This is a genomic window from Bradyrhizobium sp. SMVTL-02 (genome assembly GCF_051853005.1).
Classification (GTDB): domain Bacteria; phylum Pseudomonadota; class Alphaproteobacteria; order Rhizobiales; family Xanthobacteraceae; genus Bradyrhizobium.
Genome location: NZ_CP182469.1, coordinates 7789231 through 7814190, shown reverse-complemented (window position 1 = coordinate 7814190; position 24960 = coordinate 7789231). Strand labels below are relative to the sequence as shown.

25 protein-coding genes, 1 tRNA gene and 2 pseudogenes are annotated in these 24960 nt (G+C 66.1%); 19 read left to right on the top strand and 9 right to left on the bottom strand.

From position 1 onward, the window contains the following. Positions 1 to 91 precede the first annotated feature (91 nt). The 3 genes from ACNJYB_RS37475 to ACNJYB_RS37465 all read right to left on the bottom strand — a co-directional run bounded on the left by ACNJYB_RS37475 (position 92) and on the right by ACNJYB_RS37465 (position 1830). Positions 92 to 430 carry an SRPBCC family protein gene (locus ACNJYB_RS37475; protein WP_439375744.1) on the bottom strand — a complete coding sequence of 113 codons (339 nt, stop codon included), beginning with the start codon at positions 428 to 430 and terminating at the stop codon, positions 92 to 94. 145 nt (positions 431 to 575) lie between these two features. Next, positions 576 to 935 carry a VOC family protein gene (locus ACNJYB_RS37470; protein ID WP_439371629.1) on the bottom strand — a complete coding sequence of 120 codons (360 nt, stop codon included), beginning with the start codon at positions 933 to 935 and terminating at the stop codon, positions 576 to 578. Positions 936 to 990: 55 nt separating this feature from the next. Then, positions 991 to 1830, bottom strand: coding sequence for a helix-turn-helix transcriptional regulator (locus ACNJYB_RS37465; RefSeq protein ID WP_439371628.1), 840 nt, complete (start codon positions 1828 to 1830; stop codon positions 991 to 993). A 298-nt stretch (positions 1831 to 2128) separates the two neighbouring features. Between ACNJYB_RS37465 and ACNJYB_RS37460 the strand changes: the two genes are divergently transcribed. The 12 genes and pseudogenes from ACNJYB_RS37460 (at position 2129) to ACNJYB_RS37405 (ending at position 12391) form a co-directional block, all read left to right on the top strand. Further along, a tRNA-Gly gene (locus ACNJYB_RS37460) sits at positions 2129 to 2202 on the top strand. 234 nt (positions 2203 to 2436) lie between these two features. Then, complete coding sequence (locus ACNJYB_RS37455) at positions 2437 to 2955, top strand: helix-turn-helix domain-containing protein (protein WP_439371627.1); 519 nt, start codon at positions 2437 to 2439, stop codon at positions 2953 to 2955. A gap of 47 nt (positions 2956 to 3002) precedes the next feature. Next, positions 3003 to 3125, top strand: a pseudogene (locus ACNJYB_RS37450) (GNAT family N-acetyltransferase); the annotation flags it as partial. A 2-nt stretch (positions 3126 to 3127) separates the two neighbouring features. Next, positions 3128 to 3592 carry a GNAT family N-acetyltransferase gene (locus tag ACNJYB_RS37445; RefSeq protein WP_439375743.1) on the top strand — a complete coding sequence of 155 codons (465 nt, stop codon included), beginning with the start codon at positions 3128 to 3130 and terminating at the stop codon, positions 3590 to 3592. 90 nt (positions 3593 to 3682) lie between these two features. Then, positions 3683 to 4723, top strand: coding sequence for a LacI family DNA-binding transcriptional regulator (locus ACNJYB_RS37440; RefSeq protein ID WP_439371626.1), 1041 nt, complete (start codon positions 3683 to 3685; stop codon positions 4721 to 4723). Positions 4724 to 4805: 82 nt separating this feature from the next. Next, entirely contained in the window at positions 4806 to 6260 is a 1455-nt protein-coding gene (gene xylB / locus ACNJYB_RS37435; RefSeq protein WP_439371625.1) for a xylulokinase, read from the top strand. Beyond that, positions 6261 to 7583, top strand: a complete 1323-nt coding sequence (gene xylA, locus ACNJYB_RS37430; protein WP_439371624.1) for a xylose isomerase — start codon at positions 6261 to 6263, stop codon at positions 7581 to 7583. 12 nt (positions 7584 to 7595) lie between these two features. Then, positions 7596 to 8354 carry an ATP-binding cassette domain-containing protein gene (locus ACNJYB_RS37425; RefSeq protein WP_439371623.1) on the top strand — a complete coding sequence of 253 codons (759 nt, stop codon included), beginning with the start codon at positions 7596 to 7598 and terminating at the stop codon, positions 8352 to 8354. Continuing rightward, positions 8354 to 9436 carry an ABC transporter permease gene (locus tag ACNJYB_RS37420; RefSeq protein WP_439371622.1) on the top strand — a complete coding sequence of 361 codons (1083 nt, stop codon included), beginning with the start codon at positions 8354 to 8356 and terminating at the stop codon, positions 9434 to 9436. Before ACNJYB_RS37425 ends, ACNJYB_RS37420 begins: the two co-directional genes overlap by 1 nt. A gap of 94 nt (positions 9437 to 9530) precedes the next feature. After that, positions 9531 to 10463: a sugar-binding protein gene (locus ACNJYB_RS37415; RefSeq protein WP_439371621.1), complete on the top strand. Its 933-nt coding sequence runs from the start codon at positions 9531 to 9533 to the stop codon at positions 10461 to 10463. Between the two features lie 104 nt (positions 10464 to 10567). Next, positions 10568 to 11545: an aldo/keto reductase gene (locus ACNJYB_RS37410; protein WP_439375742.1), complete on the top strand. Its 978-nt coding sequence runs from the start codon at positions 10568 to 10570 to the stop codon at positions 11543 to 11545. Between the two features lie 3 nt (positions 11546 to 11548). Next, the gene (locus ACNJYB_RS37405; protein ID WP_439371620.1) at positions 11549 to 12391 is read left to right on the top strand and encodes an amidohydrolase family protein; all 843 of its coding nucleotides are present in this window, start codon (positions 11549 to 11551) and stop codon (positions 12389 to 12391) included. Positions 12392 to 12586: 195 nt separating this feature from the next. Here ACNJYB_RS37405 and ACNJYB_RS37400 read toward each other — a convergent pair whose 3' ends face one another. From ACNJYB_RS37400 to ACNJYB_RS37385, 4 genes are all read right to left on the bottom strand, one after another. Beyond that, a complete protein-coding gene (locus ACNJYB_RS37400) occupies positions 12587 to 12952 on the bottom strand; it encodes a nuclear transport factor 2 family protein (RefSeq protein WP_439371619.1) in 366 nt (121 codons plus the stop codon). A gap of 158 nt (positions 12953 to 13110) precedes the next feature. After that, entirely contained in the window at positions 13111 to 13461 is a 351-nt protein-coding gene (locus ACNJYB_RS37395) for a RidA family protein (RefSeq protein ID WP_211402612.1), read from the bottom strand. A gap of 97 nt (positions 13462 to 13558) precedes the next feature. After that, positions 13559 to 14476 (bottom strand): alpha/beta hydrolase family esterase, encoded by a 918-nt coding sequence (locus tag ACNJYB_RS37390; protein WP_439371618.1) that lies wholly within the window; start codon positions 14474 to 14476, stop codon positions 13559 to 13561. 3 nt (positions 14477 to 14479) lie between these two features. Further along, positions 14480 to 16138, bottom strand: coding sequence for an FAD-binding dehydrogenase (locus ACNJYB_RS37385; RefSeq protein WP_439371617.1), 1659 nt, complete (start codon positions 16136 to 16138; stop codon positions 14480 to 14482). 265 nt (positions 16139 to 16403) lie between these two features. Between ACNJYB_RS37385 and ACNJYB_RS37380 the strand changes: the two genes are divergently transcribed. The 5 genes from ACNJYB_RS37380 (at position 16404) to ACNJYB_RS37360 (ending at position 20851) form a co-directional block, all read left to right on the top strand. Further along, a complete protein-coding gene (locus tag ACNJYB_RS37380; RefSeq protein WP_439371616.1) occupies positions 16404 to 16925 on the top strand; it encodes a hypothetical protein in 522 nt (173 codons plus the stop codon). A gap of 208 nt (positions 16926 to 17133) precedes the next feature. Continuing rightward, positions 17134 to 17259, top strand: a complete 126-nt coding sequence (locus tag ACNJYB_RS37375) for a hypothetical protein (protein ID WP_439371615.1) — start codon at positions 17134 to 17136, stop codon at positions 17257 to 17259. Positions 17260 to 17281: 22 nt separating this feature from the next. Continuing rightward, entirely contained in the window at positions 17282 to 17872 is a 591-nt protein-coding gene (locus ACNJYB_RS37370; RefSeq protein WP_439371614.1) for an SCO family protein, read from the top strand. A 226-nt stretch (positions 17873 to 18098) separates the two neighbouring features. Next, on the top strand, positions 18099 to 19034 hold the full coding sequence (locus tag ACNJYB_RS37365; RefSeq protein WP_439371613.1) for a transporter substrate-binding domain-containing protein: 936 nt from the start codon (positions 18099 to 18101) through the stop codon (positions 19032 to 19034). 173 nt (positions 19035 to 19207) lie between these two features. Beyond that, positions 19208 to 20851: a lysine--tRNA ligase gene (locus ACNJYB_RS37360; protein ID WP_439371612.1), complete on the top strand. Its 1644-nt coding sequence runs from the start codon at positions 19208 to 19210 to the stop codon at positions 20849 to 20851. A gap of 66 nt (positions 20852 to 20917) precedes the next feature. Here the strand turns inward: ACNJYB_RS37360 and ACNJYB_RS37355 are convergent, their stop codons facing one another. Further along, positions 20918 to 21571: a S24 family peptidase gene (locus ACNJYB_RS37355; RefSeq protein ID WP_439371611.1), complete on the bottom strand. Its 654-nt coding sequence runs from the start codon at positions 21569 to 21571 to the stop codon at positions 20918 to 20920. Positions 21572 to 21874: 303 nt separating this feature from the next. Between ACNJYB_RS37355 and ACNJYB_RS37350 the strand changes: the two genes are divergently transcribed. Together ACNJYB_RS37350 and ACNJYB_RS37345 are read left to right on the top strand one after the other, a co-directional pair. After that, positions 21875 to 22219 carry a DUF952 domain-containing protein gene (locus tag ACNJYB_RS37350; protein WP_439371610.1) on the top strand — a complete coding sequence of 115 codons (345 nt, stop codon included), beginning with the start codon at positions 21875 to 21877 and terminating at the stop codon, positions 22217 to 22219. After that, positions 22216 to 23313 carry a quinone-dependent dihydroorotate dehydrogenase gene (locus ACNJYB_RS37345; RefSeq protein WP_439371609.1) on the top strand — a complete coding sequence of 366 codons (1098 nt, stop codon included), beginning with the start codon at positions 22216 to 22218 and terminating at the stop codon, positions 23311 to 23313. The genes ACNJYB_RS37350 and ACNJYB_RS37345 overlap by 4 nt, the downstream gene beginning before the upstream one ends. 272 nt (positions 23314 to 23585) lie before the next feature. Here the strand turns inward: ACNJYB_RS37345 and ACNJYB_RS37340 are convergent. Beyond that, positions 23586 to 24958 (bottom strand): annotated as a pseudogene (locus ACNJYB_RS37340) (MATE family efflux transporter). Between the last annotated feature and the right edge of the window lie 2 nt (positions 24959 to 24960).

Here is a 24960-nt window from a genome sequence, read left to right as displayed (position 1 = left end):
CTCGCGTGCGCGGCGCCGCCGGGAGAGCGGAGCCAACCGGACGCACGCGGGCATGGTTACGGCCCGCGAGGGCGCGGCTCTGTGAAAAACATCACGGAGGAACGGGCGGGGATGCCCGGTGCATGGCGGCGACGGCTTCCTTCGTCTGGCCCTGGACATAAGTCGCAAGCTGCACCGAGGCGCTGTAATGCTTCAGCCGCTCGTTGTTGATTGCATAGACGAGGCGCTGCCGCGCGTCGTCGCAATCGACCAGCACCTCGCGCGCCACGGAGCCGTTGGCGAAGGTGACGATGCGCGCGTCGCCGTCGAGCGTGCAGGCCGTGACGAAGCCCGGCACCAGCCGCTGCGGCAGCGCGCCGAAATCGCGCACGGCGTCCCAGACGTCGCGGGCGGGGACGGGGAGGGGGATGTCGTTGTGGATGGAGCCCATGAAGGTGTCCTTGATGATGTTCGATGATTGCAACAAACACCGTCATTGCGAGCGTAGCGAAGCAATCCAGGAATCTTCCCGCGGAAGCAGTCTGGATTGCTTCGTCGCTAGAGCTCCTCGCGATGACGGAGCGAGTGGCTGGAGCTCACGGGCAAACCGCCTCGACATTGTTGCCATCGGGGTCGATCAAGAACGCCGCATAATAGGTCGGGCTGTAATCCCTACGCGGCCCGGCGCCGCCATTGTCCCGGCCGCCGCTCTTCAGGCCCTCGCTGTGGAACGCCTTGACCGCGTCATGATCCTTGGCGCGAAACGCGATATGCGCGCCGTCGGCTTTCCGGCCCCTGTCCAGATGCAGCCACAGCCCCGGCTCGCCCTTCGGCCCGAAACCGGCATAGCCCTCGCCGCTGGAGCACAGGACGTAGCCGAGCGGAGCCAGCACCGCGGTGTAGAACCGCGTGGCGGCGTCGAGGTCGGCAACGCGCAATCCGATGTGGTCGTACATGATCGTCTCCATTGCAAGGCGCGCCGCAACTGGCGCGCGCCGGAGACGACCCTAGTCAGTTCAGGGCGAGCTGCTCTTGGAGAATCTTGCGCTGGCCGCGCGAGGCCTGCCGGAACTTGGTCGGCGACACGCCGGCAGCGCGATGAAACGTGCGGACGAAATTGGAGAGGTCGCCGAACCCAACGTCATAGGCGATGTCGGTGACGGCGATGTCGTCCTCAGTAAGCCTGCGCGCGGCGTGCCGCAGCCGCGAGCGGACCAGATATTGATGCGGGGTGACGCCGAGCACGGCCGCGAACAGCCGCAGGAAGTGGAATGGGCTGAGGCCGGCCTGCCTTGCGGCCTGTTCGAGGTCGAGGTCGGCATGCGAATTGTCGTCGATCCACAGCGCGGCTTCGACGGCGCGGCGGCGGTCTCGCGCGGTCGGCGTGGCCGGCTTGCGCGCCTTGCCGGAGACGACGTCGATGAAGCGGCCCGCAAGAACTTGCCCGATCTCGTCGAGACCCAGGTCGCTGTTGCCATCTGCCGCCGTCTGGGCCAGCTCGCCCAGCACCATCAGCTCGGGCAGCGGCGGTGTCGCGCCGACCTGCCAGACCTCGCGCCGCCCGCCGAGGGCGTCGACCAGGTCCTCGCTGAAGAAGAAGCCGAGGCAGAGGTCGCCGCTGACGTGCTCGTGCGTGCAGGTGTATTCCTCGCCGGGGGCGCCGACCAGCATTGAGCCCGCCACCAGCTCGAAGAAGCCGGCACGGCAATGGCAGCCAAAACTGCCGGAGCGGACATAGGCGATGGAATGTCCGGTGCGGCATTCCGCGAACGGCGTGTCGTCCGGTCCCGCATCGCAGCGAAACTCGGAGACGGTGATCGATCCTGTCGTCAGCAGCGTGGTCGCATCCATGCGGCCCTATCTAGGTAGGCGCGCACGGCGGAGCAACGGGCAGCAGCGCCTCGAACAGCGTCTGGCTGGCGAGCGGATGGGCGCCCTCCAAAGAGGCGAACATCGTGTAGCCACGCCCCACCATGCACACGCCCCACTCAGTGCACGCTTTTCCCCCGACGGGGCGATCATAGCACCGCCACAATCCGGCGCCCCCGAAATCTCGCCAGGACGTTAACAACTGTCCGGCAGAGGCGCCAAACCGCTTGGCGGGAGGCGCCGTCTCGGCTAATCAGGATGGGCGCGGAGCAGCGCACACGCGGGCGTAGTTCAATGGTAGAACGGCAGCTTCCCAAGCTGCATACGAGGGTTCGATTCCCTTCGCCCGCTCCAGGTTTCCCGACAGCATTTCCATTTGATCCAGCCGTGAGCCGCAGACGCGCTTCGCAAAGATTCTAATATATTAGCTCCTTGACCCCGGCACGCGCGCCTCGCCAGCCTTAAGCTTCTCCCGCCCCGATGGGTGCGGTCCTCGTGTCGGGCAATGTTCGGATGGCAACCATGGACCAGTAGAAACTCGACCGCGCGATCGGTCGTCGCTTGAAGACGTTGAGGACGCAGGCGGGCATGACGTTGAACGAACTTGCAGGCCGCTCCGGTGTCAGCCGGGCCATGATCGGGCGGGTGGAGCGGGCGCAGAGCAGTGCGACGGCGGCGCTGCTCAACAGGCTCTGTGCGGCGCTCGACGTCACCCTCAGCGACGTCGTCGCGCTCGCGGAGAAGCCGCCGGAGCGCCTGATGCGGCTCGCCGACCAGCCGCATTGGCGCGACCCCGACAGCGGCTACCGGCGGCGTCATGCCTCGCCGCCGGATGCGGCGAGCGGCATCGAGATCATCGTCGTCGACCTGCCGGCCGGCGCGCGCGTCTCCTACAGCCCCTGGGGCCGTAACGCCTTCACCCAGCAGCTCCTGATGCTGGAGGGCGCGGTCTGTGTGCATATCGACGCCAAGTCGGTGCGCCTGCGCGACGGCGACTGTCTCGACTTCGACGTCATGCGGGCGGTGACCTTCGAGAACGAAACCAGGCAGGACGCGCGCTACGTCATCATCACCCGGCGCGGCACCTCCTCTTACGGGAAGATGTGATGCCGGTGATCGTCCGAGACGCCACGCTCGAGGATGCCGCCGATATCCTGGCGCACGCCTCGCTCGGCTTCGCCGAGGTCGGCCGCATGCCGGAGGTCGGCTGCAAGTTCGGCCGCTGGCTCGACCTCGTCTTCATGCAGAAGCAGCTTGCAAGCGGAGTGCGGCCGTGACCATGCAGATCCGTACCGGCGACACCTTCGATCCCCGCGTCGTCGCGCTGCTCGACCATCACGTCACGGCGGCACGGGCGCAGACCGCGCCGGGCAGCGCGCATGCGCTCGATCTCGCAGGCCTTCGCTCAAGCGACGTCGCATTCTGGACCGGCTGGGATGACGAGGCGCTGGTCGCCACCGGCGCGCTGAAGGCGCTCTCGGCCGGCCACGGCGAGGTGAAGTCGATGCATACGCTGCAGACCGCGCGGCGGCGCGGCTATGGCGGCCAGATGCTCCGCCACATCATCACCGAGGCCCGTGCGCGCGGCCTTAAGCGGCTCAGCCTCGAGACCGGCTCGTGGGATTATTTCAAGCCGGCGCATGCGCTCTACCAGGCGCATGGTTTTGTGCTCTGCGGCCCGTTCGAGGGTTATGCCGAAGACCCCAACAGCCTGTTCCTGACGCTGGATCTGACCGGCGGCTAGCCGCTTCTCGCTACAACCCGGGCTCGAAAATGCTGTATTGCCCCTCAAAATGAGTTGCGTACCTCAAAACGCCTCTGCTAGCCTTCAGCCATGGCCGAGACGCTCACGACCGCCGCGCTGACGCTGAAGGACATCGCCCGCGAGGCCGGCGTCAGCCTTGCGACCGTCGATCGCGTCCTGCACAACCGGCCGGGCGTGCGGGCGGACACGGTCCGGCGCGTCCGGGAAGCGATCGAGCGCAATTCCTTCCAGCCGCATGTCGCGGCCGCGGAGCTCGCCCGCAGTCGCGCCCGCCGCTTTGCCTTCGTGATGCCGTCGGGGCCGAACCCGTTCATGCAGCAGATCGAGGCCTATCTCGGCGAGATGTCGGGCTGGCTCTCGGCCCGCCGCCTCGGTGTCGAGATGATTGCCACCGACGTGTTCGACGCCTCCGTGCTGGCCGCCTCGCTGGAGGCGTTGTCCGGCGATTACGACGGCGTCGCCGTGGTGGCGCTGGATCATCCGACCGTCCGCGCCGCCATCAACGACCTCGTCGACGCCGGCACCAAGATCGTGACGCTGGTCTCCGACGTGCCGTCCTCCCGCCGCCACCATTATGTCGGCATCGACAACATTGCCGCGGGCCGCACCGCCGGCGCGCTGGTGGGACGGCTGGCCGGCGGCCGCTCGGGCAAGGTTGCCGTGGTCGCGGGATCGCAGGGCCTGCGCGATCACGCCGAGCGCATCTTCGGCTTCAACCGGGTGATGGCGAGCGAATTCCCTGACCTCAGCGTGCTGCCGGTGCTGGAGGGGCGCGACGAGGACGCGCGCTCGGAGCAGCTGCTGGCGCGGCTGCTGGACAGGCATGCTGACATCGTCGGCCTCTACAACGTCGGCGCCGGCACGCAGGGTGTCGCCAAAGCGTTGAGCGATGCCGGCCGCGATAAGGTCGTCTTTGTCGGGCACGACGTCACCGCGCTGACGCGCCGGCTGCTGCTGCAGGGGGTGATGGATGCCGCGATCTCGCAGAACCCGGGACATGAGGCGCGGGCCGCCGTGCGCGTGCTGCTTGCGCTCGCCCGTGGCGAGCCGATCCTGCATGAGCAGGAGAAGATCAGGATCGACATCGTGATGCGGGACAACCTGCCTTAGCGGCAGGTGGATTTGGAAACGGCCCGTTGCGGGGAAGGCGACGTCAAGCTCGCACACCGCGACAGACAAAAGGGAGGGTGGTGTGTATCTCGGACTGGACCTCGGCACGTCCGGTGTGAAGGCGGTTCTCGTGAACGAAGCCGGCGCGGTGGTCGCGACGGCGGCGCGCGAGCTGGCGCTGTCGCATCCGGCGCCGCTGTGGTCCGAGCAGGATCCCGACGCCTGGGTTGCAGGCGCGATCGGCGCGGTCGACGATCTCGCGAGTCATCATCCGCGTGAGGTTGCGCGGGTCGCCGGCATCGGCCTGTCGGGCCAGATGCATGGCGCGACGCTGCTCGGCGAGGACGGACGGCCGCTGCGTCCGGCGATCCTCTGGAACGACGGTCGTTCGCAACCCGAATGCGCCATGCTGGAGCGGCGCTGCCCGTCGCTGCACGCCATCGCCGGCAATCTGGCGATGCCCGGCTTCACCGCGCCAAAGCTGCTTTGGGTCGCGCGGCACGAGCCGGAGATATTCAAGCGCGTCGCCAAGGTGCTGCTGCCGAAGGCCTATGTCCGCTACCAGCTGACCGGCGAGATGGTCGAGGACATGTCGGATGCATCAGGCACGTTGTGGCTCGATGTCGGCGAGCGGCGCTGGTCGGCCCTGCTGCTGCATGCGACCGGCCTCGATCTGCATCACATGCCGCGCCTCGTCGAGGGCAGCGCAGCCAGCGCGGCTCTCGCGCCGGAATACGCCCGGCGCTGGGGCATGGCGAAAGACGTCGTCGTCGCCGGCGGTGCCGGCGACAACGCGGCGAGTGCGATCGGGCTCGGCGCCATCACACCGGGCGATGCGTTCCTGTCGCTCGGCACCTCCGGCGTGGTGTTCCGTGTCACCGATCGGTTTGCGCCGGCGCCGGCTTCGGCCGTGCATGCCTTCTGCCACGCGCTGCCCGGCCTCTGGCACCAGATGGGCGTGATGCTGTCGGCCGCGGCTTCGCTCGCCTGGCTCTCCGACGTCATGGAGACGCCGGCCGCCGCGCTGCTCGCGCCGCTCGGCGAACGCGTCGACGGGCCGAGCCCGATAAAATTCCTGCCCTATCTCGATGGCGAGCGCACGCCGCACAATGACGCGGCCGCGAGCGGCGCCTTCGTTGGCCTGCGCGGCGCGACAGGACGTTCCCAGATCGTCCAGGCCGTGCTCGAGGGCGTCGCCTTCGCCGCGCGTGACAATCTGGCGGCCTTGAGCGCGGCGAGCGGGCCGATCAGCGAAGTCGATCTCGTCGGTGGCGGCTCGCGCTCGCCGCTGTGGGCCCAGATCTGCGCCGACGTGCTCGGCATTCCCGTCCACCGCGTCGAGGAAGGCGAGGTGGGGGCTGCCCTCGGCGCCGCGCGGCTCGGCCGCATCGCCGCCACCGGCGAAGATCCGGCCAAAATCTGCACCCGTCCGCGCCGGCTCGCGAGCTTCGCGCCCCGCGCATCCGTGACCGCCGCCTATGACGAGGCCTATCGTCGCTGGCGCGCGCTTTATCCCGCATTGAAGGAGACTCTTTAAGTGAACGCGCCAGCCAAGTTCTTCGATGCAAGTACACCTGTCGCCTACGCCGGCAAGGATGCGGCGAACGCGCATGCCTTCCGCTGGTACGACAAGGACCGCCTAGTCCACGGCCGCAGACTCGAGGATCACTTGCGCTTTGCGGTCTGCTACTGGCATTCGCTGTGCTGGCCGGGCGGCGATCCCTTCGGCGGCGAGACCTTTTTGCGGCCCTGGCATCACGGCACCGATGCGATGGCGATGGCGCGCGCCAAGGCCGATGTCGCCTTCGAGCTGTTCCGCCTGCTGGACGTGCCCTTCTTCACCTTCCACGACGTCGACGCGGCGCCGGAAGGTGGCTCACTCAGCGAGTCCGTCGCCAATCTCAACGCCATCGCCGATCTGTTCGAACAGAAGATGGCATCAAGCAAAGTCCGCCTGCTCTGGGGCACCGCCAATTTGTTCACGCATCGCCGTTACATGGCGGGCGCTGCGACCAACCCTGACCCCGACATCTTCACCTATGCCGCCGGCCAGGTCCGCGCCGCGCTGGAGGTGACGCGCCGGCTCGGCGGCCAGAACTACGTGCTGTGGGGCGGCCGAGAAGGATACGAGACCCTGCTCAACACCGATTTGAAGCGCGAGCTCGATCAGCTCGGCCGCTTCGTCTCGCTCGTGGTCGAGCACAAGCACAAGATAGGCTTCAAGGGCCCGATCCTGATCGAGCCCAAGCCCAAGGAGCCGACCAAGCATCAATACGACTTCGACGTCGCCACCTGCTACGGCTTCCTCGAACGCTACGATCTCCTCAAGGACGTCAGGCTCAACATCGAGCAGAACCACGCCATCCTCGCCGGCCACTCCTTTCATCACGAGGTCGCGCTGGCCGAGGCGCTCGGCGTTTTCGGCTCGCTCGACATCAACCGCGGCGACGATTTGCTCGGCTGGGACACTGACCAGTTCGCGATGAATATCGGTGAGCTGGCGCTGGTGTTCCACGAGATCCTGAACCGCGGCGGCTTCACCTCGGGCGGGCTCAATTTCGACGCCAAGATCCGCCGCCAGTCGATCGACCCCGATGATCTCATTCACGCCCATGTCGGCTCGATGGATGCGTGCGCGCGCGCCTTCCTCGCCGCCGCCGACATGCTCGATGCCGGCGCGCTCACCACGCCGATCGCCACGCGCTACGACGGATGGGCCGGCTCCGAGGGCCGGGCCATTCTCGGCGGCCAGCGCTCGCTCGCCGATCTCGCCGACCGTGCGATGAGTCCCGGCTTCGATCCGCAGCCGCGCTCGGGCCGGCAGGAATATCTGGAAGCCCTGGTCAACCGCTATGTCTGAGGAACGCCGCTGATGGCAAGCGCTGAAACAACACCGGTTCTCGAGCTCACCGGCATCGGCAAGGAGTTCGGCGCGATCCGCGCGCTGCATGACGTCGACATGCAGGTCTTCCCGGGCGAGGTGGTCGGCCTGATGGGCGACAACGGCGCGGGCAAGTCGACGCTGGTCAAGATCATCGCCGGCAATTTCCGCCCCACGCACGGCGAGATGCGCTTTGCCGGCAGCGCGGTGCATTTCAATCGTCCCGTCGATGCGCGCGCCGTCGGAATCGAGGTGGTCTATCAGGATCTCGCGCTGTCGGACAATCTGACCGCAGCCGCCAACGTCTTTCTCGGCCGCGAGCTCAAGCGCAAATTCGGACCCCTGACCTTGCTCGACCACAAGGCGATGGCGGCGCGCGCGCTCGAATTGTTCGGCGAGCTGCGCTCGGAGACGCGGCCCGGCGATCTCGTCAAGCAGATGTCGGGCGGCCAGCGCCAGGCGGTTGCGATCGCGCGGACCCGCCTGTCCAATGCGCGGCTGGTCATGATGGACGAGCCGACCGCCGCGATCTCGGTCCGCCAGGTCGAGCAGGTGCTCGGCCTGATCCACCGGCTGAAGGAGCAGGGCGTCGCCGTGATGCTGATCTCGCACCGCATGCCCGACGTGTTCGCGGTGTGCGACCGCGTCGTCGTCATGCGCCGCGGCGAGAAGCGCGCCGACAAGCCGATCCACGAGACCTCGCCGGAGGAAGTCACCGCCCTCATCACCGGCGCGAAGGAGGCGGCGTGATGGCCATGCCCATGGAATCCCCGATCACCTTCTCCAACGTCGGCAAGATCCGATGGTGGCAGCGCGGCATCTTCGCCTCCCAGACCGGCTATGTGCTGCTCGCGCTCGCGGTGCTGCTGGTGATCATGCATTTCGCCAGCCCGTACTTCCTCACCCAAGGCAACATCCAGAACGTGGCGAAGAACTTCTCGTTCATCGCCATCGCCACGCTCGGCGTCACCTTCGTGATCATCATCGGCGGCATCGATCTCTCGGTCGGCTCGATGATGTGCTTCTCCGCCATGATCACATCGATGGTGATGACCGAGCTGTCGACGCCCGGCGGGCTCGGCGCCTCGCTGTTCGTGCACATGGCGGCCGACGGCAAGACCGTGCTTGCCAATGTGCCCGGCCTGATCCTGCTGGTGTCGATCGTTGCCGGCCTCGGCGTTGCGCTGATCGTCGGCCTCGTCAACGGCTTCTGCATCGCCGTGCTCGGCCTGTCGCCCTTCGTCACCACGCTCGGAATGCTCTCGATCGTGCGCGGGCTCGGCTATGTCGTCTCCAACGGCCGCGGCAGTTTCCCGGGCGGGCCGGAGGCCGATTATTTCTATGCGCTCACCTCGGGCGACGTGCTCGGCGTGCCCGCGCCGTTCATCTATCTCGTGATCCTCGCGCTGACGATGGCCGTGGTGCTGCACCACACCTCGTTCGGCCGCCACGTCTTCGCGCTCGGCGGCAACGAGAAGGCGGCGGAGCTGACCGGCATCCCGGTGGTGAGGGTGAAGATCGAGGTCTACGTGATCTGCGCGCTCGCCGCGGGTCTCCAGGGCATCATCATCTCCGGCTGGCTCGGATCGGCCCCCGCGAACATGGCGACCTCCTACGAGCTCAACGTGATCGCCGCGGGCGTGATCGGCGGTGCCAACCTTGCCGGCGGCATCGGCGGCCCACTCGGCGCCATCGTCGGCTGCGTGCTGCTCGAGGTGATCCGCAACGGTCTCGTGCTGGCGCAGGTCTCCTCCTACTGGCAGCAGACGCTGGTGGGCGTGATCATCATTCTGGCCGTGCTGGTCGATCGCATCCGCTCGCGGATGACCTGACGTGACGTCATCTCGGGAAGGCAACGAAGATGCCGCCTGTCCGCTTCCCGGGCACTTTCGAGAGGATGGGCACCAAACAAGGGTGGAGGAGACAATGAGGAAACTGCTTCTTGCCGGTATCGCCGTTGCGATGATGGCGACGCCGGCGCTTGCCGCGAACTACCGCTTCGTCATCGTGCCCAAGGCGATGAACAATCCGTTCTTCGACTTCGCGCGCGACGGTTGCCTCAAGCGCGCCAAGGAACTCGGCAGCATCGAGTGCATCTACAAGGGGCCGGTCGAGCACGAGCCGGCAACGCAGGCGCAGATCATCCAGGACTTCGTCACTCAGAAGGTCGACGGCCTCGCCATCTCGGTCGCCGACGTCGCGGCCATGACCAAGTCGATCGAGGCGGCGACCGCCGCCGGCATTCCCGTCATCACCTTCGATGCGGATGCACCGGGCTCCAAGCGCATCGCCTATATCGGCACCAACAACAAGGAGTTCGGCTTGGCGCTCGGCAAGCAACTCCTGAAGATGCGGCCCGACGGCGGAAAGTACGCGATGGTCTCGGGCGGTCCCGGCGCCAAGAATCTCGCCGAGCGCGTCGATGGCGTTCGCGAGGCGCTGAAGGGATCGAAGTGGACCGAGGTCGCGGGCTCCCCGACCTTCTGCAACGACGATCCCGCGCTCGCGGTCCAGCAGATGACGGACATGCGCACCGCAACGCCGGATCTTGCCGCCATCGTGCCCATCGGCGGCTGGCCGATGTTCGCCCCCGAAGGCTTCAAGGCCTTCGCCTCCAGGAACAAGAAGGACATCGATTCCGGCAAGTTCACGCTGGTGGTCGCCGATACGCTGAAGATGCAGCTCGAGCTGCTGCGTGACGGCTATGCCAATGCGCTGGTCGGTCAGCGTCCGTTCGAGATGGGCGAGAAGGCGGTGGACACGCTGCTCGCCATCAAGAAGGGCGAGAAGGTGCCGGAGATCGTCTACACCGGCCTCGACCTCGTCACCAAGGACAACGTCGCGCAAATGCTGAAGTAGGAGCGGCGCCAGCCCCGTGCTCCTGCGAGCTTCCCCGCTTGCGGTTTGCGCAAGCGGGGCAGATGATCTTTGGGCTGCTGGATGAAGACTGTAAGGCAATGGAAATGAAACGCTCGCGGCTTGGCCCTCTCGATGTCACCTCGATCGGCCTCGGCTCCGCCCCGCTCGGCGGGTTGTTTGCGCCTGTCAGCGATGCCGATGCGGAGGCGACACTCGCAAGCGCCTGGGCGCTCGGCGTCCGCTTCTTCGACACCGCGCCGCTCTACGGCTTCGGTCTCGCGGAGCGGCGGCTTGGCGCGTTCCTGCAGCAGCAGACGCGCGAGTCCTATGCCATCTCGACCAAGGTCGGCCGCCTGCTGCGCGCCCCGGATGGCGGCGCTGCGGAGGACGAGCACTACAAGGGCACGCCGCGCGAACGGCCCGTGTTCGATTTCAGCTATGACGGCGTGATGCGTTCGGTCGAGGAGAGTCTTGCCCGCCTCGGGCTCGACCGTGTCGACGTCCTGCTGGTGCACGATCCCGACGATCACTATGACGAGGCCGTCTCCGGCGCCTTCCGCGCGCTGCAACGCCTGCGCACCGACGGCACGGTCGAGGCGATCGGCGCCGGCATGAACCAGTCGGAAATGCCGGTTCGTTTTGCCGAGGCCGTGCCGGTCGACTGCTTCCTGCTCGCCGGCCGCTACACGCTGCTCGACCAGGGCGCGCTGGATGCGCTGTTTCCGGTCTGTCAGGCGAAGAATATCGGCATCCTGCTCGGCGGCATCTACAACAGCGGCATCCTGGCCAATCCGCACACCGGCGCGAAGTTCAACTACCAGGATGCCGACGCCGCGCTGATCGCGCGGGCGCTCACGCTGGGCGAGCTCTGCCGCAAGCACGGTACCGAGCTGAAGGCCGCCGCGCTGCAGTTCTGCATGGCCCATCCGGCGGTGACGGTCGCGGTGATGGGCGCGCGCAACGCGGGCGAGGTCGCGGATAACATCGCGATGTCGGAGAAGACTGTGCCGGCGGCGTTCTGGCAGGAGCTGCGCGCGCGAAACCTCGTCGACGCCCGCGCGCCGCTGCCCGGTGGAGCGTAAGCCATGATCATCGACGCCCATCAGCATTTCTGGGACCCCGCACGTGCCGGCTATCCCTGGATGGAGGCGCCGGAGCTCACACCGATCCGCCGTGCCTTCGGCCCCGCCGATCTCGCGCCGCTGCTAGAGGCGAACGGCATCGACGCCAGTATCGTGGTTCAATGCCGCTCTGCCCTCGAGGAGACCGAGGAATTTTTGCGCATCGCGCATGTGACGCCCGCGGTGATCGGCGTCGTCGGCTGGGCCGATTTGACCGGGGGCGAGCTCGGCGAAACGCTCGACCGGCTGCGCGCGTTGCCCGGCGGCGCGAAGCTGGTCGGTATCCGCCACCAGGTCCACGATGAGCTTGATGCGGATTGGCTGCTGCGCGAAGACGTCCAGCGCGGTCTCACCGCGGTGTTCGCCCGCGACCTCGCCTACGATTTCCTCGTCCGCACCCGCGAGCTTCCGGCCGCGATCGCAACCGCGCAGGCCTTCCCGCAGGCGCGCTTCGTGCTCGACCACGCCGCCAAGCCGCCGATCGCCGACGGCGGCAGCGACGAATGGAGCGATCGCATCGCAGCGTTAGCTGCTTGCGGCAATGTCTGGTGCAAGATCTCCGGGTTGGCGACGGAGGCGGTCTGGAACGACTGGAATGTAGAGCAACTGCATCCGTTCGTCGCGCACGCCGCAAAATGCTTCGGCGAGGACCGCCTGATCTTCGGCTCGGACTGGCCGGTGTGCCTGCTCGCAGGCAGCTACGGCGAGATCAAGAGTGCGCTCGATGAGTGCCTGGCGAAGCTCGGGCCGCAGGTGCGGGAGAAAGCGTTTGGGACGAATGCGAGGGCGGCGTATCGGTTGGCTTGACGGCTATCGATGCGCGCTTCTTTCTTCCTTCTCCCCTTGTGAGAGAAGGTGGCGCGAAGCGCCGGATGAGGGGTCCTCTCCGCGAACTAACCTCTCGAGACTCGCGTGCCGAGAGATACCCCTCAGTGAGCCTGTGTCTGCGAGCGGTGATGCCCTCTCCCCCAAGGGGAGAGGGCGCCGTAATGCGCAGCGACCTCACGCTCCCGCAGGCACCTGGTCCAGAAATCCGGTGACGCTCCTGATCCGCCCGTCCTTCAGCACGGCGAAATCCGTTCCCTTGATCGGGCTGTCGACGCCGTCAGGGCCGAGCCCCCACGAGAAGCGCACATGGTCGCCGTAGCCGTTCGGCTCGCCGATCAGCTTGAATCTGAAATCGGGAAAGCGCTGCTGCACGCCCGCGATCAGCGCGTCGATGTCATCGGGGCCGTCGCCCTTCATCAGTGGATCGACGTAGCTCGCATCTGCCGTCCAGGTCTCGCTCAGCAGCTCGCGGCGGCGGCTTGTCGTGCGCTCGTTCCAGAGATCGATATAGCAGTGGGCGATGGCGGTGTGGTCGGTCATGGTGCTCTCCTTCGATGACGCCGTATCCGGCTGATCGTCACTATCGAAGGATTGCGCGCGCCGATCGATTACCTCGGAGGTCATCGGCACGTGTAAGAAAATGAAGCGCGATGATGGCCTCATCGCGCTTCAGTCGCATGTGTCTTGCTTGGCGAAGGTTACTTCGCCGCCGTCACCATGATCTCGACGGTGTATTGCGGGGCGGCGAGCTTGGCCTCGACGGTGGCGCGGGCCGGGGTGTTGCCGGGCGAGACCCAGGCGTCCCACACCGCATTCATCTCGCCGAAGGTCTTCATGTCGGTGATGTAGATCGTGGCCGAGAGCAGCTTCGACTTGTCGGTGCCGGCCTTGGCGAGATGGCCGTCGATCGTCTTCAGGATGTCCTGGGTCTGCTTGGTCACGCTTTCACCGGCCGCGTTGCTGGCGACGACACCGGCGAGATAGACGGTGTTGCCGTGTACGACGGCCTGGCTCATGCGCGGGCCGGTTTCAAAACGCTGAATGCTCATTTGGGATCTCCTGGTGGAATGGCGGCCCTGTCTAGCGCAGCGCCTCGCGGTCAGCCACCCCGGTTGCGCATGCGTCGTCGCCAACGCATGCGCCGATTCACGGAAATTGACTGAAGAATGACCAGATCGTCTCGGCGCCGTCGATGTCGCCGTTCTGCGGTCCGAGCAGGCTGCTCGCAACCCTCGGAAAGCGGGCATCCGGCGCAAAGCCGGGCATGCGATGACCGCCGTGGTTGACGCGATAGAGCACGACGTCGTGCCCGGTCGGGCAGCGCGAGGTGATCCGGGTGACCGTTGACTGGTCCGCAGGACTCTTCTCAGGCAGATCGACCGTGGCCGCATCGTCCGCCTCGCAGCCATTGAGCTTGCGCCAGAAGGCCAGCGTCTCGTCGGTCGACCAGAACCCGTCTGCGGCAAAATAGCTCGATCCGCGGCCGCCCGTGTAGGGCACCAGCGGGTCGGCCGTGCCGTTCATGAGCAGTATCGGTAGCGGCCGCGACGGATGGCAGGTGACGGCGGCCTCTTCGGTGAGGTTCATGACCACGCTGGCGCCGGCTGCGAACAGATCGGCGCGCGCACAGAGAAGCGTCATCGCCATGGCGCCGCCATTGGAGATGCCGGCGATATAGACGCGCTTCGGGTCGGCGGTGCCGTTCGCCACCAGCTTCTCGACGAGCTTTGCAATGAAGGCGATGTCATCGGTGCCCTCGGGCGGGCCGCGGAGCGCGGGGCCCGCCTTCGTTCTCGCATCGGCCCAGGCATGGTTGAGGCCATCGGGAAATGCCACGGCGAAACCTTCGCGTTTTGCGACCTGCGGCCAGGCCGTCCGCGCGATCATGTCGGCGCCGCGCTGGGTCTTGCCATGCAGCACGACCACCAGCGGCACAAGCCGCTTCGCCGGCAGTTGCAAGGTGTAGGAGCGCTTCACGCCGTTGACGTCGATGGTGTCGGCGGCTGCGACGGCGGCTGCGGTCAACGCCGCAAGAAACATCCCGACCTGCATCCATCGCATCATGATCTATCCCACCGCTTTCGCGGCCGCGCGGCCGGCATTGCGGCCCGAGAACAGGCAGCCGCCGAGGAAGGTGCCCTCCAGCGAACGATAGCCGTGCACGCCGCCGCCGCCGAAGCCCGCGGCTTCGCCGACCGCATAGAGGCCGGGGATGACCCGTCCCTCCTCGCCGAACACGCGCGACTCCAGATCGGTCTCGAAGCCGCCGAGCGTCTTGCGGGTGAGGATGTTGAGCTTGACCGCGATCAGCGGCCCATGCGCGGGATCGAGGATACGGTGAGGTGAAGCGGTGCGGATCAGCCTGTCGCCGATATAGCGGCGCGCATTGTGGATGTTCATCACCTGCGCATCCTTGACGTAAGGATTGTCGAGCTCGCGGTCGCGCGCCTCGATCTGCATCTTGATGTGCTCGAGCCTGAGCAGGTCGTTGCCGGCAAGCTTGTTCATCTCTGCGACAAGGTCCTCGATCCTGTCGCGCACGATGAAGTCGACACCATGGCTTTTGAAGGCCTCCACCGGCGCGGGCGCGCTCTTGTTGGTGGCGCGGCGCAAGGTCATGCGCCAGCTCTTGCCGGTGAGGTCGGGATTCTGCTCCGAGCCCGACAGCGCAAACTCCTTCTTGATGATGCTCTGGGTCAGGATGAACCAGGAATAATCATAACCGGTGGACATGATGTATTTGAGCTGGCCGAGCGTGTCGGAGCCGGGGAACAGCGGCGCCGGCAAGCGCGTGCCGGTTGCGTCGAACCACATCGAGGAAGGGCCGGGCAGGATGCGGATGCCGTGGCGCGGCCAGATCGGTGACCAGTTCTGGATGCCCTCGACATAGTGCCACATGCGGTCACGGTTGATCAGGCGCGCGCCGGTCTTTTCCGTGATGCCGATCATGCGGCCGTCGACATGCTCGGGCACGCCGGAGATCATGAACTTCGGCGGCTCACCGAGCCGCTTCGGCCAGTTCGCCCGCACCAGCTCGTGATTGCCGCCGATTCCCCCGGAAGCCACGATCACGGCCTGCGCCTTCAGCGCGAACTCGCCGACGACGTTGCGCGAGGAGCTCTTGCCGCGCTCGACATCATCAGGCGCGAGCACGGCGCCGCTGACGCCATCCACGGTGCGGTTGGTGATGGAGAGCGCATCGACGCGGTGGCGGAACTTGAAGCTGAGGCGGCCGCTCTTCATCGCCTCGCGCGCGCGGCGCTCGAACGGCTCGACGATGCCCGGGCCGGTGCCCCAGGTGACGTGGAAGCGCGGCACCGAATTGCCGTGGCCCATCGCGTCGTAGCCGCCACGTTCGGCCCAGCCCACCAGGGGGAAGATGCGATGGCCCATCGCGCGCAGCCAGTCGCGTTTCTCGCCGGCGGCGAACGCGACATAGGCCTCGGCCCATTTGCGCGGCCAAAAATCCTCGTCGCGGTCGAAGCCGGCGGTGCCGAGCCAGTCCTGCATCGCGAGTTCGAACGAATCCTTGATGCCGAGCCGGCGCTGCTCCGGCGAATCGACCAGGAACAATCCGCCGAAGGACCAGAACGCCTGGCCGCCGATCGACTGCTCGCCTTCCTGGTCGACCACGATCACGCGCCTGCCCGCATCTGCGATCTCGGTGGCAGCGACGAGGCCCGAAAGTCCCGCGCCGACGACGATGACGTCCGTTTCCTCAGCCATGCGCTTCCCCCTCCATGAGTTCCCCCCTGTAATTGCCCGGATTGAAGCCGGCGGTCGTAACTGAGATCAAGGGCATGGCGCGTAAGACCTCGTTAACTTGTTCCAGTCCGGGATAGAGGCCGGTCTGGTGCAGCGCGGACGCAACACTGGACTTGAATTTGTTTTGATCCAGCCGGCCTGCCTAGACAAAACCTTGGTTACGACGGACGCTAGCACTGCATCACCACCTGACACGCAGACTCGAATTCGACTGGGGCGGGGGACAATGAAGTTTCTGACGGGGTTGCTTGCGGCGGTTCTCTTGATCGCGGGCATGGAGGCTTCTCACGCGGTGGTTCGGATCGCGGATGACCGCGGCGGCCGGATTGGAACCTACGTCGATAAATACCAGGACCTCAGGCAATCGGGCGAGACCGTGATCATCGACGGCCTCTGCGCCTCGGCCTGCACCATCGTCCTCGGCGCCATTCCGCATGACCGTATCTGTGTGACCTCGAGCGCAACGCTCGGCTTCCATGCCGCCTGGGATTTCGGAGCCAATGGCCGCGCCGTCACTAATCCCGAAGCGACCCAGATGCTCTATTCGATGTATCCGTCGCAGGTGAGGCGCTGGATCAGCCAGCGCGGCGGCTTGACCCCGCACATGCTGTTCCTGAGGGGCAGGCAGCTCCAGGCCATGTACAAGCCCTGCTACATGGACGCGCAGGCTTCGGCGATCAAGCCGGCACGTCGGCCCCTTCCGCAGGTGGAACAGCTCGAGACGGCCCGGGGCCAGCTGCTTCACTGACACCACGGGTGTGCCGGGATCATCGAGCCCGTCAGCGGCGCCTTAGTGCTGGCGGCGCCTTGTGGCGGCGCCTTGCCCGCCGGCGGGCTAAAGCCTATCTGAAAGCCTGGGAACCGGGGCCTTCGCCCCCAACGTTGTCATGGCTCAACCACTGCACCCCGGACATCAGTTACCGGACAATTCGTCCACTGCCGGCGGGACACCGTCCGTGCTGGTCTTGGCGGGCGCTGGCCTCGGCGGGCTGGTCGTGATCGGCGCGCTGGCGCTATGGTTCCACTACGGCAGCCAGGTGTTCTTCGAAATGATCAGGACCGGTTTCGCCGCCTGCTTCTGACCCGACAGGAAGTTTTCCGCCCATGAGTTCCGCCGCCCGTCCGCTGGTGATCGCGACCGCATTCGCCGCAAGTCTCGTCCTCGGGCTCCTCATCATGTTCTGGGCCATGGGCGGGGTCAGCAAGATGGCGCAGCCCGCGGCGATCGGCGGCCCGTTCCAGCTCACCGACCAGAACGGCAAGGTCGTCACCGAGAAGAGCCTGAAGGGCAAGCCGACCCTGATCTTCTTCGGCTACACCCACTGCCCCGACGTCTGCCCGACCTCGCTGTTCGAAATGTCGGAAGTGCTTCGCGCCATGGGCAAGGACGCCGACAAGGTCAACGCCGTCTTCATCTCGGTCGATCCCGAGCGCGACACGCCGGCGACGATGAAGGATTATCTGTCCAGCTTCGACCCGCATCTGGAGGGCCTGTCCGGCGATCCCGCCGAAACCGCCAAGGTGATCGCATCCTACCGGGTCTATGCCAAGAAGGTCCCGACCAAGGACGGCGACTACACCATGGACCACACCGCGCTGGTCTACCTGATGGACCGCGAGGGCAGGTTCGTCTCGCCGTTCAACCTGAAGCGCACGCCGGAAGAGGCGGCGGCCGATTTGAAGCGGTATCTCTGAGGGGGCACCTCGCCCGCCGGAGAGGTCGCGCCGAAAGGCGCGGGTGAGGGTTTTGTCCTCTTGAGGATTGTCGCCTAACTAACGGCTCTCCCCCAGAGGAGGCACCCTCTCCCCGGCCTGCCCCGCAGGCGGGGCGGGAGCGAACTTGCCGCATTCCGCGCTCGCGTTCCCGGGTGGATGGTCTATAAGGCCCTCTGATCCCAACGAAATTCATTGCTTTCGGCCGATGGCTTCCTCGCAACAGGCGAAATCGTTCAAATCTGTCCGTGGCTTGCTGGCAGGGCTCGCAGCCGGCCTCTGCCTGCTCGCAGGCCACCCTGGCGCCTGGGCCCAAGACCCGGCCAAGCAGCCCCCGTCGGCACCTCAAGCCACCCCGCAACCGGCGCCCCAGGCGGCCCCCCAGGCCGTGCCCGGGTTCTGGGACCCGCGCCGGCGCCCAGAGCGGCCGGACCTGTCGCGCCTGACCGTGATCCGCTTCCTGACCGAGACCGACTATCCGCCGTTCAACTACACCGGGGCCGACGGCAACCCGGCCGGCTTCAACGTCGATCTCGCCCGCGCGCTGTGCGAGGAGATCAAGGTCACCTGCACGGTGCAGATGCGCCGCTTCGAGACGCTGGTCGATGCGCTCACCTCCAACCGGGGCGATGCCATCATCGCCTCGATGGCGGTGAGCCCGCAGTTGCGCGCCCGCGTCGACTTCACCGATCCCTATTACCGCGTGCCGGCGCGCTTCGTCTCGCGCAAGGATGCGGTGATGCGGGAGATCCGCCCGGAATATCTCGAGGGCAAAAAGGTCGGCGTCATCGCGGGCTCGGCGCATGAGGCGTATCTGAAGGTGATGTTCACCGACGCCGAGCTGCATCCCTATCCGAGCGACGACGCGATGCGCGCCGCGCTGCGCAAGGGTGAGGTCGACTTCATCTTCGGCGATGCCATCTCGCTCGCGTTCTGGATCAACGGCACCGATTCCGGCGATTGCTGCGCCTTCTCCGGCGGTCCCTTCGTCGAGAGCCGCTTCTTCGGTGAAGGCATCGGCATCGCCGTCCGCAAGGGCAACGACGTGCTGCGCCAGGCCCTGAACTGGGCTCTCTTCCGCGTCTGGGAAAAAGGCCGCTACACCGATCTGTGGCTGCGCTATTTTTCGGTGAGCCCGTTTTAGTTTCTTCGCTGCTCTCTCCGCCGTCATTGCAAGGAGCCCTTATCCAGACTGTTTCCGCAGCGACAGTCTGGATGGCTTCGCTTCGCTCGCAATGACGGTGCCAGAGGCAATACCGCCCACAAAATTGCATTCTGTCCGGAAATCGCTATTTTCCGCGGCCCGGAGGCCCCTTGATGTCCGTTATCGATCCCAGCATGAGCCCGAGCGACCTGCGCACGCTTGCCGAACAATCCAACGCCTGGCCGTTCGAGCAGGCGAAGGCCATTGTCGCGCGGCTGAAGAAAAGTCCGAAGGACGAGGTGCTGTTCGAGACGGGCTACGGCCCGTCGGGCCTGCCGCATATCGGCACGTTCGGCGAGGTCGCGCGCACCTCGATGGTGCGCCATGCCTTCCGCGTGCTCACCGAGGACAAGATCAAGACGCGCCTGCTCGCGTTCTCCGATGACATGGACGGGTTTCGCAAGGTGCCGGACAACGTCCCCAACAAGGAGATGCTGGCCGCGCATCTCGGCAAGCCGCTGACGCGGGTGCCGGACCCGTTCTCCAACGAGTACCCGTCGTTCGGCCACCACAACAATGCGCGGCTGCGCGCCTTCCTCGATCATTTCGGCTTCGACTACGAGTTCGCGAGCTCGACCGACTACTACACATCAGGCCGCTTCGACGCGACGCTGCTGAAGATGCTTGCTGCCTACGACAAGGTCATGGCGATCATCCTGCCGACGCTGGGGCCGGACCGCCGCGCCACCTATTCGCCGTTCCTTCCCATCAGCAAGACCACCGGCGTCGTGTTGCAGGTGCCGATGATCCGCCGCGACGTCGCGGCCGGCACGGTGACCTATGTCGATCCCGACACCAATCAGGAAGTTGAGACGCCGGTGACCGGCGGAAATGTAAAATGCCAGTGGAAGGCGGACTGGGCGATGCGCTGGGTCGCGCTCGGCGTCGACTACGAGATGGCCGGCAAGGACCTGATCGATTCCGTGAAGCTGTCCGGCGCCATCGCGAAGGCGCTCGGCGCCGCGCCGCCTGAAGGCTTCAATTACGAGCTCTTCCTCGACGAGAAGGGCCAGAAGATCTCGAAGTCGAAAGGCAACGGCCTCACCATCGACGAATGGCTGCGCTACGCCTCGCCGGAATCGCTGTCGCTGTTCATGTACCGCGAGCCGAAGGCGGCCAAGCGGCTGTATTTCGACGTCATTCCGCGCAACGTCGATGACTATCAGCAATTCATCGACGGCTTTCCGAAGCAGGATCGCAAGCAGCAGCTCGGCAATCCGGTCTGGCATATCCACAACGGCAAGCCGCCGCAGGGCGACATGCCCGTCACCTTCCAGCTGCTGCTGACGCTGGTGTCGTCGTCGAACGCGGAGAACGCCGAGACGCTCTGGGGCTTCATTGGCCGCTACCGCCCCGGCGTGACGCCCAAGACGCATCCCAAGCTCGATGCGATGGTCGGCTACGCCATCAACTACTACCGCGACTTCGTCGCGCCGACGAAGCAGTTCCGCGTGCCGACCGACACGGAGCGCGCTGCGTTGCAGGATCTGCGCGATGCGCTCTCGCAGCTTCCGCAGGATGCCTCGGCCGAGGACATCCAGAACGTCGTCTACGAGATCGGCCGCCGCGAGCCGTTCCTCGACCAGGTCAAGAAGGGCAAGGACGGCCGCCCCGGCGTCACGCTCGACTGGTTCAACATGCTCTACCAGGTCCTGCTCGGCCAGGAGAAGGGCCCGCGCTTCGGCTCCTTCGTCGCGGTGTACGGCGTGCAGAACGCCGTCAACATGATCGACGGCGCGCTGGCAAGGAGCGCGTGAGGCGTCGGGTCGCAATTGTAGCGACCCTCATCTCACCATCGTCGTCCGGGCGACAGCGAGTTTGCCTCATTGGCTCGCCCACACGATCCTTGCGACCCAGGCGATCTCGCCCGTCGCCATCGTGCGCTCGGCCTGCGAGGCATCGAGCGGCTGCAATTCCAGCGCCTTTGCCGTGCGGCGCTTCAGCGTTGCGATCGTCAGCTCGCCCGCTGTGGTCTTCACCACGACACGATCGCCCTTGCGGATCGGTGTGCCGGGTGAGACCAGGATGACGTCGCCGTTGCGATAGGTGGGCGCAAGCGCATCGCCGGCGATCTCCAGCGCAAACGTCTGGCTGTCCTCGGGGATGGGAAGCGCGACTTCGGTCCAGCCCTTGCCCGATGGAAGGCCGGACTCGTCGAACGCGCCGCTCGCACCGGCGAGCGCGAGGCCGAGCAGCGGCACCGAACGGCCGTCGCCTGCCTCGGCGTCGATCAGCCTTGCAAAGGTGTCGATGGAGTCGCCGGTCGCCGCCAGCGCCTTCGCGATCGATTCGGTCGAGGGCCAGCGCTCGCGGCCATCAGGGGTGACGCGCTTGGACCTGTTGAACGTGGTAGGGTCGAGCCCGGCACGCTTGGCAAGGCCGGACGGCGACAGGCCGGCGCGCGCCGCGAGCCGATCCAGCGCGACCCAGATCTGGTCGTGAGTCAGCATCCTCTGCGCTTTGGCCTGTCTGACCATGGAAGGTCCAGCCCGTCGCAACTCAGGAAAACTATCCTCAAATCAACCGGTTTTCCGTTAGTCGCGCAAGGGGTGATGGGAAAGCGGTTGTCGGGTGGAGGGAATACAAGCGTGGCGAGGAAAACGCGTGAAACGGGAATCTGACCGCCGATCCCGATTTCATCGGGACGGAACAGGCTCTAAGCCTTGAGTTCGGAAGGAGCGGCCTTTACGGTCGCGCCGGGGTTTCAGGGACCCCAAGAGACGAAAAAACCCAAGAGACTCAAAGAGCTGTCTCAAAGGGCAAACAGGGCTGCGTAAGCGGTGGTCAAGATCTACAAAATCTGTCCGGCCTCGGCCTGGCGCGAGGCGGAACGGCACGGCGTGTACCAGGGTAGCGCGGACGATTCGCGCGACGGCTTCATCCATTTTTCGACGGCCGCCCAGGTTCCCGAAACCCTGCGCAAGCACTTCTTCGGGCAGCGGGCGCTGTTCCTGGTCGAGGTCGACGGCGATGCGCTGGGCAGCGACCTGCGCTGGGAGCGTTCGCGCAATGACGAGCTGTTTCCGCACCTCTATGGCGAGCTGGATCTCGGCGCCGTCATATCGGTGCTGAACCTCAACATGCGCTCCGACGGCAGCCACGATGTTCCGGAGCTCGCGCCGTGATCCGCGCTTTCGACGCCTTCTCGCTGCCGGTGCTGCGCTGGCTCGATCCGGAGGATGCGCATCGCCTGGCGATCCAGGGCCTGCGCTTCCTGCCGCCGGTCAAGCCGCGCGCTGACGATCCCAAGCTCGCGGTCCGCGCCTTCGGGCTCAATTTTCCCAATCCGGTCGGCATGGCAGCCGGCTTCGACAAGAGCGCGGAAGTGCCGGACGCGCTGCTGCGACTCGGTTTCGGTTTCGTCGAGATCGGCTCGGTGACGCCGAAGCCGCAGGGAGGCAATCCGCGCCCGCGCCTGTTCCGTCTCGAGCGCGACGAAGCCGTGATCAACCGCATGGGCTTCAATAATGACGGCGCCGAAGTCGCGCTGCGCCGGCTCGCCGCGCGCGCGCAGCACGGCGGCATTGTCGGCGTCAATGTCGGCGCCAACAAGGATTCGCCGGACCGTGTCGCCGACTACGTCAAGCTGATCGAGACCTTTGCGCCGGTCGCGAGCTATTTCACCGTCAACGTCTCCTCGCCGAACACGCCGGGCCTGCGTAACTTGCAGGAAGGCGCGCTGCTCGATGATCTCCTCGCGCGCGTGATCGACGCGCGCGAGCGGGTGCGGCAGAAGGCGGGCGACACGCCGGTGCTGCTCAAGATCGCGCCGGATCTCAGTCTCGCCCAGCTCGACGACGTCGTGCAGGTCGCGCGTTCGCGCAAGGTCGACGGCATGATCGTGTCGAACACGACGATCGCGCGCCCGAGCACGCTGCGCGAGGAAATGCGCGCCAAGGAGCAAGGCGGCCTGTCCGGCCGGCCGCTGTTCCGCCTCTCGACGCGGATGGTCGCGGAGACCTATGTGCGCGTCGAGGGCGCGTTTCCCCTGGTCGGCGTCGGCGGCGTCGATTCCGGTGGCGCGGCGCTGACCAAGATCCGTGCCGGCGCCAGCCTGATCCAGCTCTATTCGTCGCTTGTCTACAAGGGCCTCGGCCTCGTCGAGGAGATCAAGCGCGACCTCACCTCGACACTGCTGCGCACGGGCCGGGATTCGCTCTCCGAAATCGTCGGCGCCGATGCGGCGACGCTGACCGCGGAAGACTGGCCGGGGATGTGATCCTCCGCCTCTCCCCGCTTGCGGGGAGAGGCCGGAATTTGCGAGAGCAAATTCCGGGTGAGGGGACTCTCCGCAAGTCCGTCCCGTGGATATCCGCGACGCTCCGTCCACACCGTCATTGCGAGCGCAGCGGAGCAATCCAGAATCCTTCCGCGGAAAGACTCTGGATTGCTTCGCAATGACGAGGAGAGAATTGCGTCCCGGCAGTGTGCGGGAGGTTCTGCAAAAGCTGAGCGGCTGAGCGGTCATGGTAAGTCCGGTGGTTGGAACGATCACCGCCCTTGCGGAGACTCCCCCTCACCCCGACCCTCTCCCCGCAAGCGGGGCGAGGGAGAAGAAAACGTGCGCCGATACAGCACCGGATATCTCGCACCCTGCAATCCGCCGCGCGCGATATAGAACGCGATCAGCGCACACCACAGCCCGGCATTGCCGACTGCAACCCCAGCCAGGCGCCGAAGAAGATCGCCAGCGAGGCCAGCATCAGGTTGCGCATCTCGCGCGCCCAGGTGGCGCCGACATAGATGCCGTCGAAGCCGAAGGCGAACACGCCGGGGATGGGCGCGAGCACGATGAACGGCAGGAAGTCGCGCGCGACGCGGCGGACATCCTCGCTCGCGGTCATGAAGTTGATGATATCAGGTCCGAACAGCGCGAACAGCACCGCGACGACCAGCGCGAAGCCGAGCCCCCACAGCAGCACCAGCCGGGTCGAATCCGAAAAACCTTTGGCATCGCGTGCGCCAAAGGTGCGGCCGCAGAGCTGCTGGGCCGCATTGGCGAGGCCGTCGAGGAAGAACGCGCTGACCAGCAGGAAATTGTTGAGCACGGAGTTCGCCGCGAGCGTGACGTCGCCGGCGCGCGCGCCCTTGGCGGTGAAGAACAGGAACACGGCGATCAGCGCCGCGGTGCGGATCAGGATGTCGGTGTTGACCGCCAGCAGCCGCATCAGCTTTGCGCGATCGAACAGCATCGCGCGCGGCACTTTGAAGCCGCCGGCGGCATGGCGGCGGCAGACGATCACGCCGAGCAGGAAGCCGATCGTCTCCGACAGCAGCGCGGCGATCGCCGCGCCCGCAATGCCGGTGTCGTAAACCAGCACCAGCAAGATCGTCGCCGCCATGTTGATGAGGTTGATGATGATTTGCAGCAGTAGCGCCGGATTGGCGCGGGCCTGTCCCACCAGCCAGCCGAGAACGACGTAATTGGCAAAGGCGAAGGGCGAGGACCAGATCCGGATCATGAAATAGGTCTTTGCCGCCCGCGTCACGCCCTCACTGCCGCCCATCAGGTCGAACAGTACGGCGGAGAGCGGCAATTGCAGCGCGATCAGCACCGCGCCGATCAGGCCGGCGACGATGAAGCCGCGCACCAGGATCACGGTCTGCTCGCGCGTCTCGCCGGCGCCGAGCGCCTGCGCGGTGAAGGCCAGCGTGCTCATGCGCAGGAAGCCGAACAGCCAGAACAGGCAGTCGAAGATGACGGAAGCCATCGCGACACCGCCGAGCAGCGTCGCATCGTCGAGCCAGCCGATCGCGGTGATCGAGACCACGCCGATCAGGGGCGTCGTGAGGTTCGCGACTGCGGGACCGGCGATGGCGAACACCTGGCGGGAGCCGATCTTGAGGGAAACGGGCGCGTGCATCG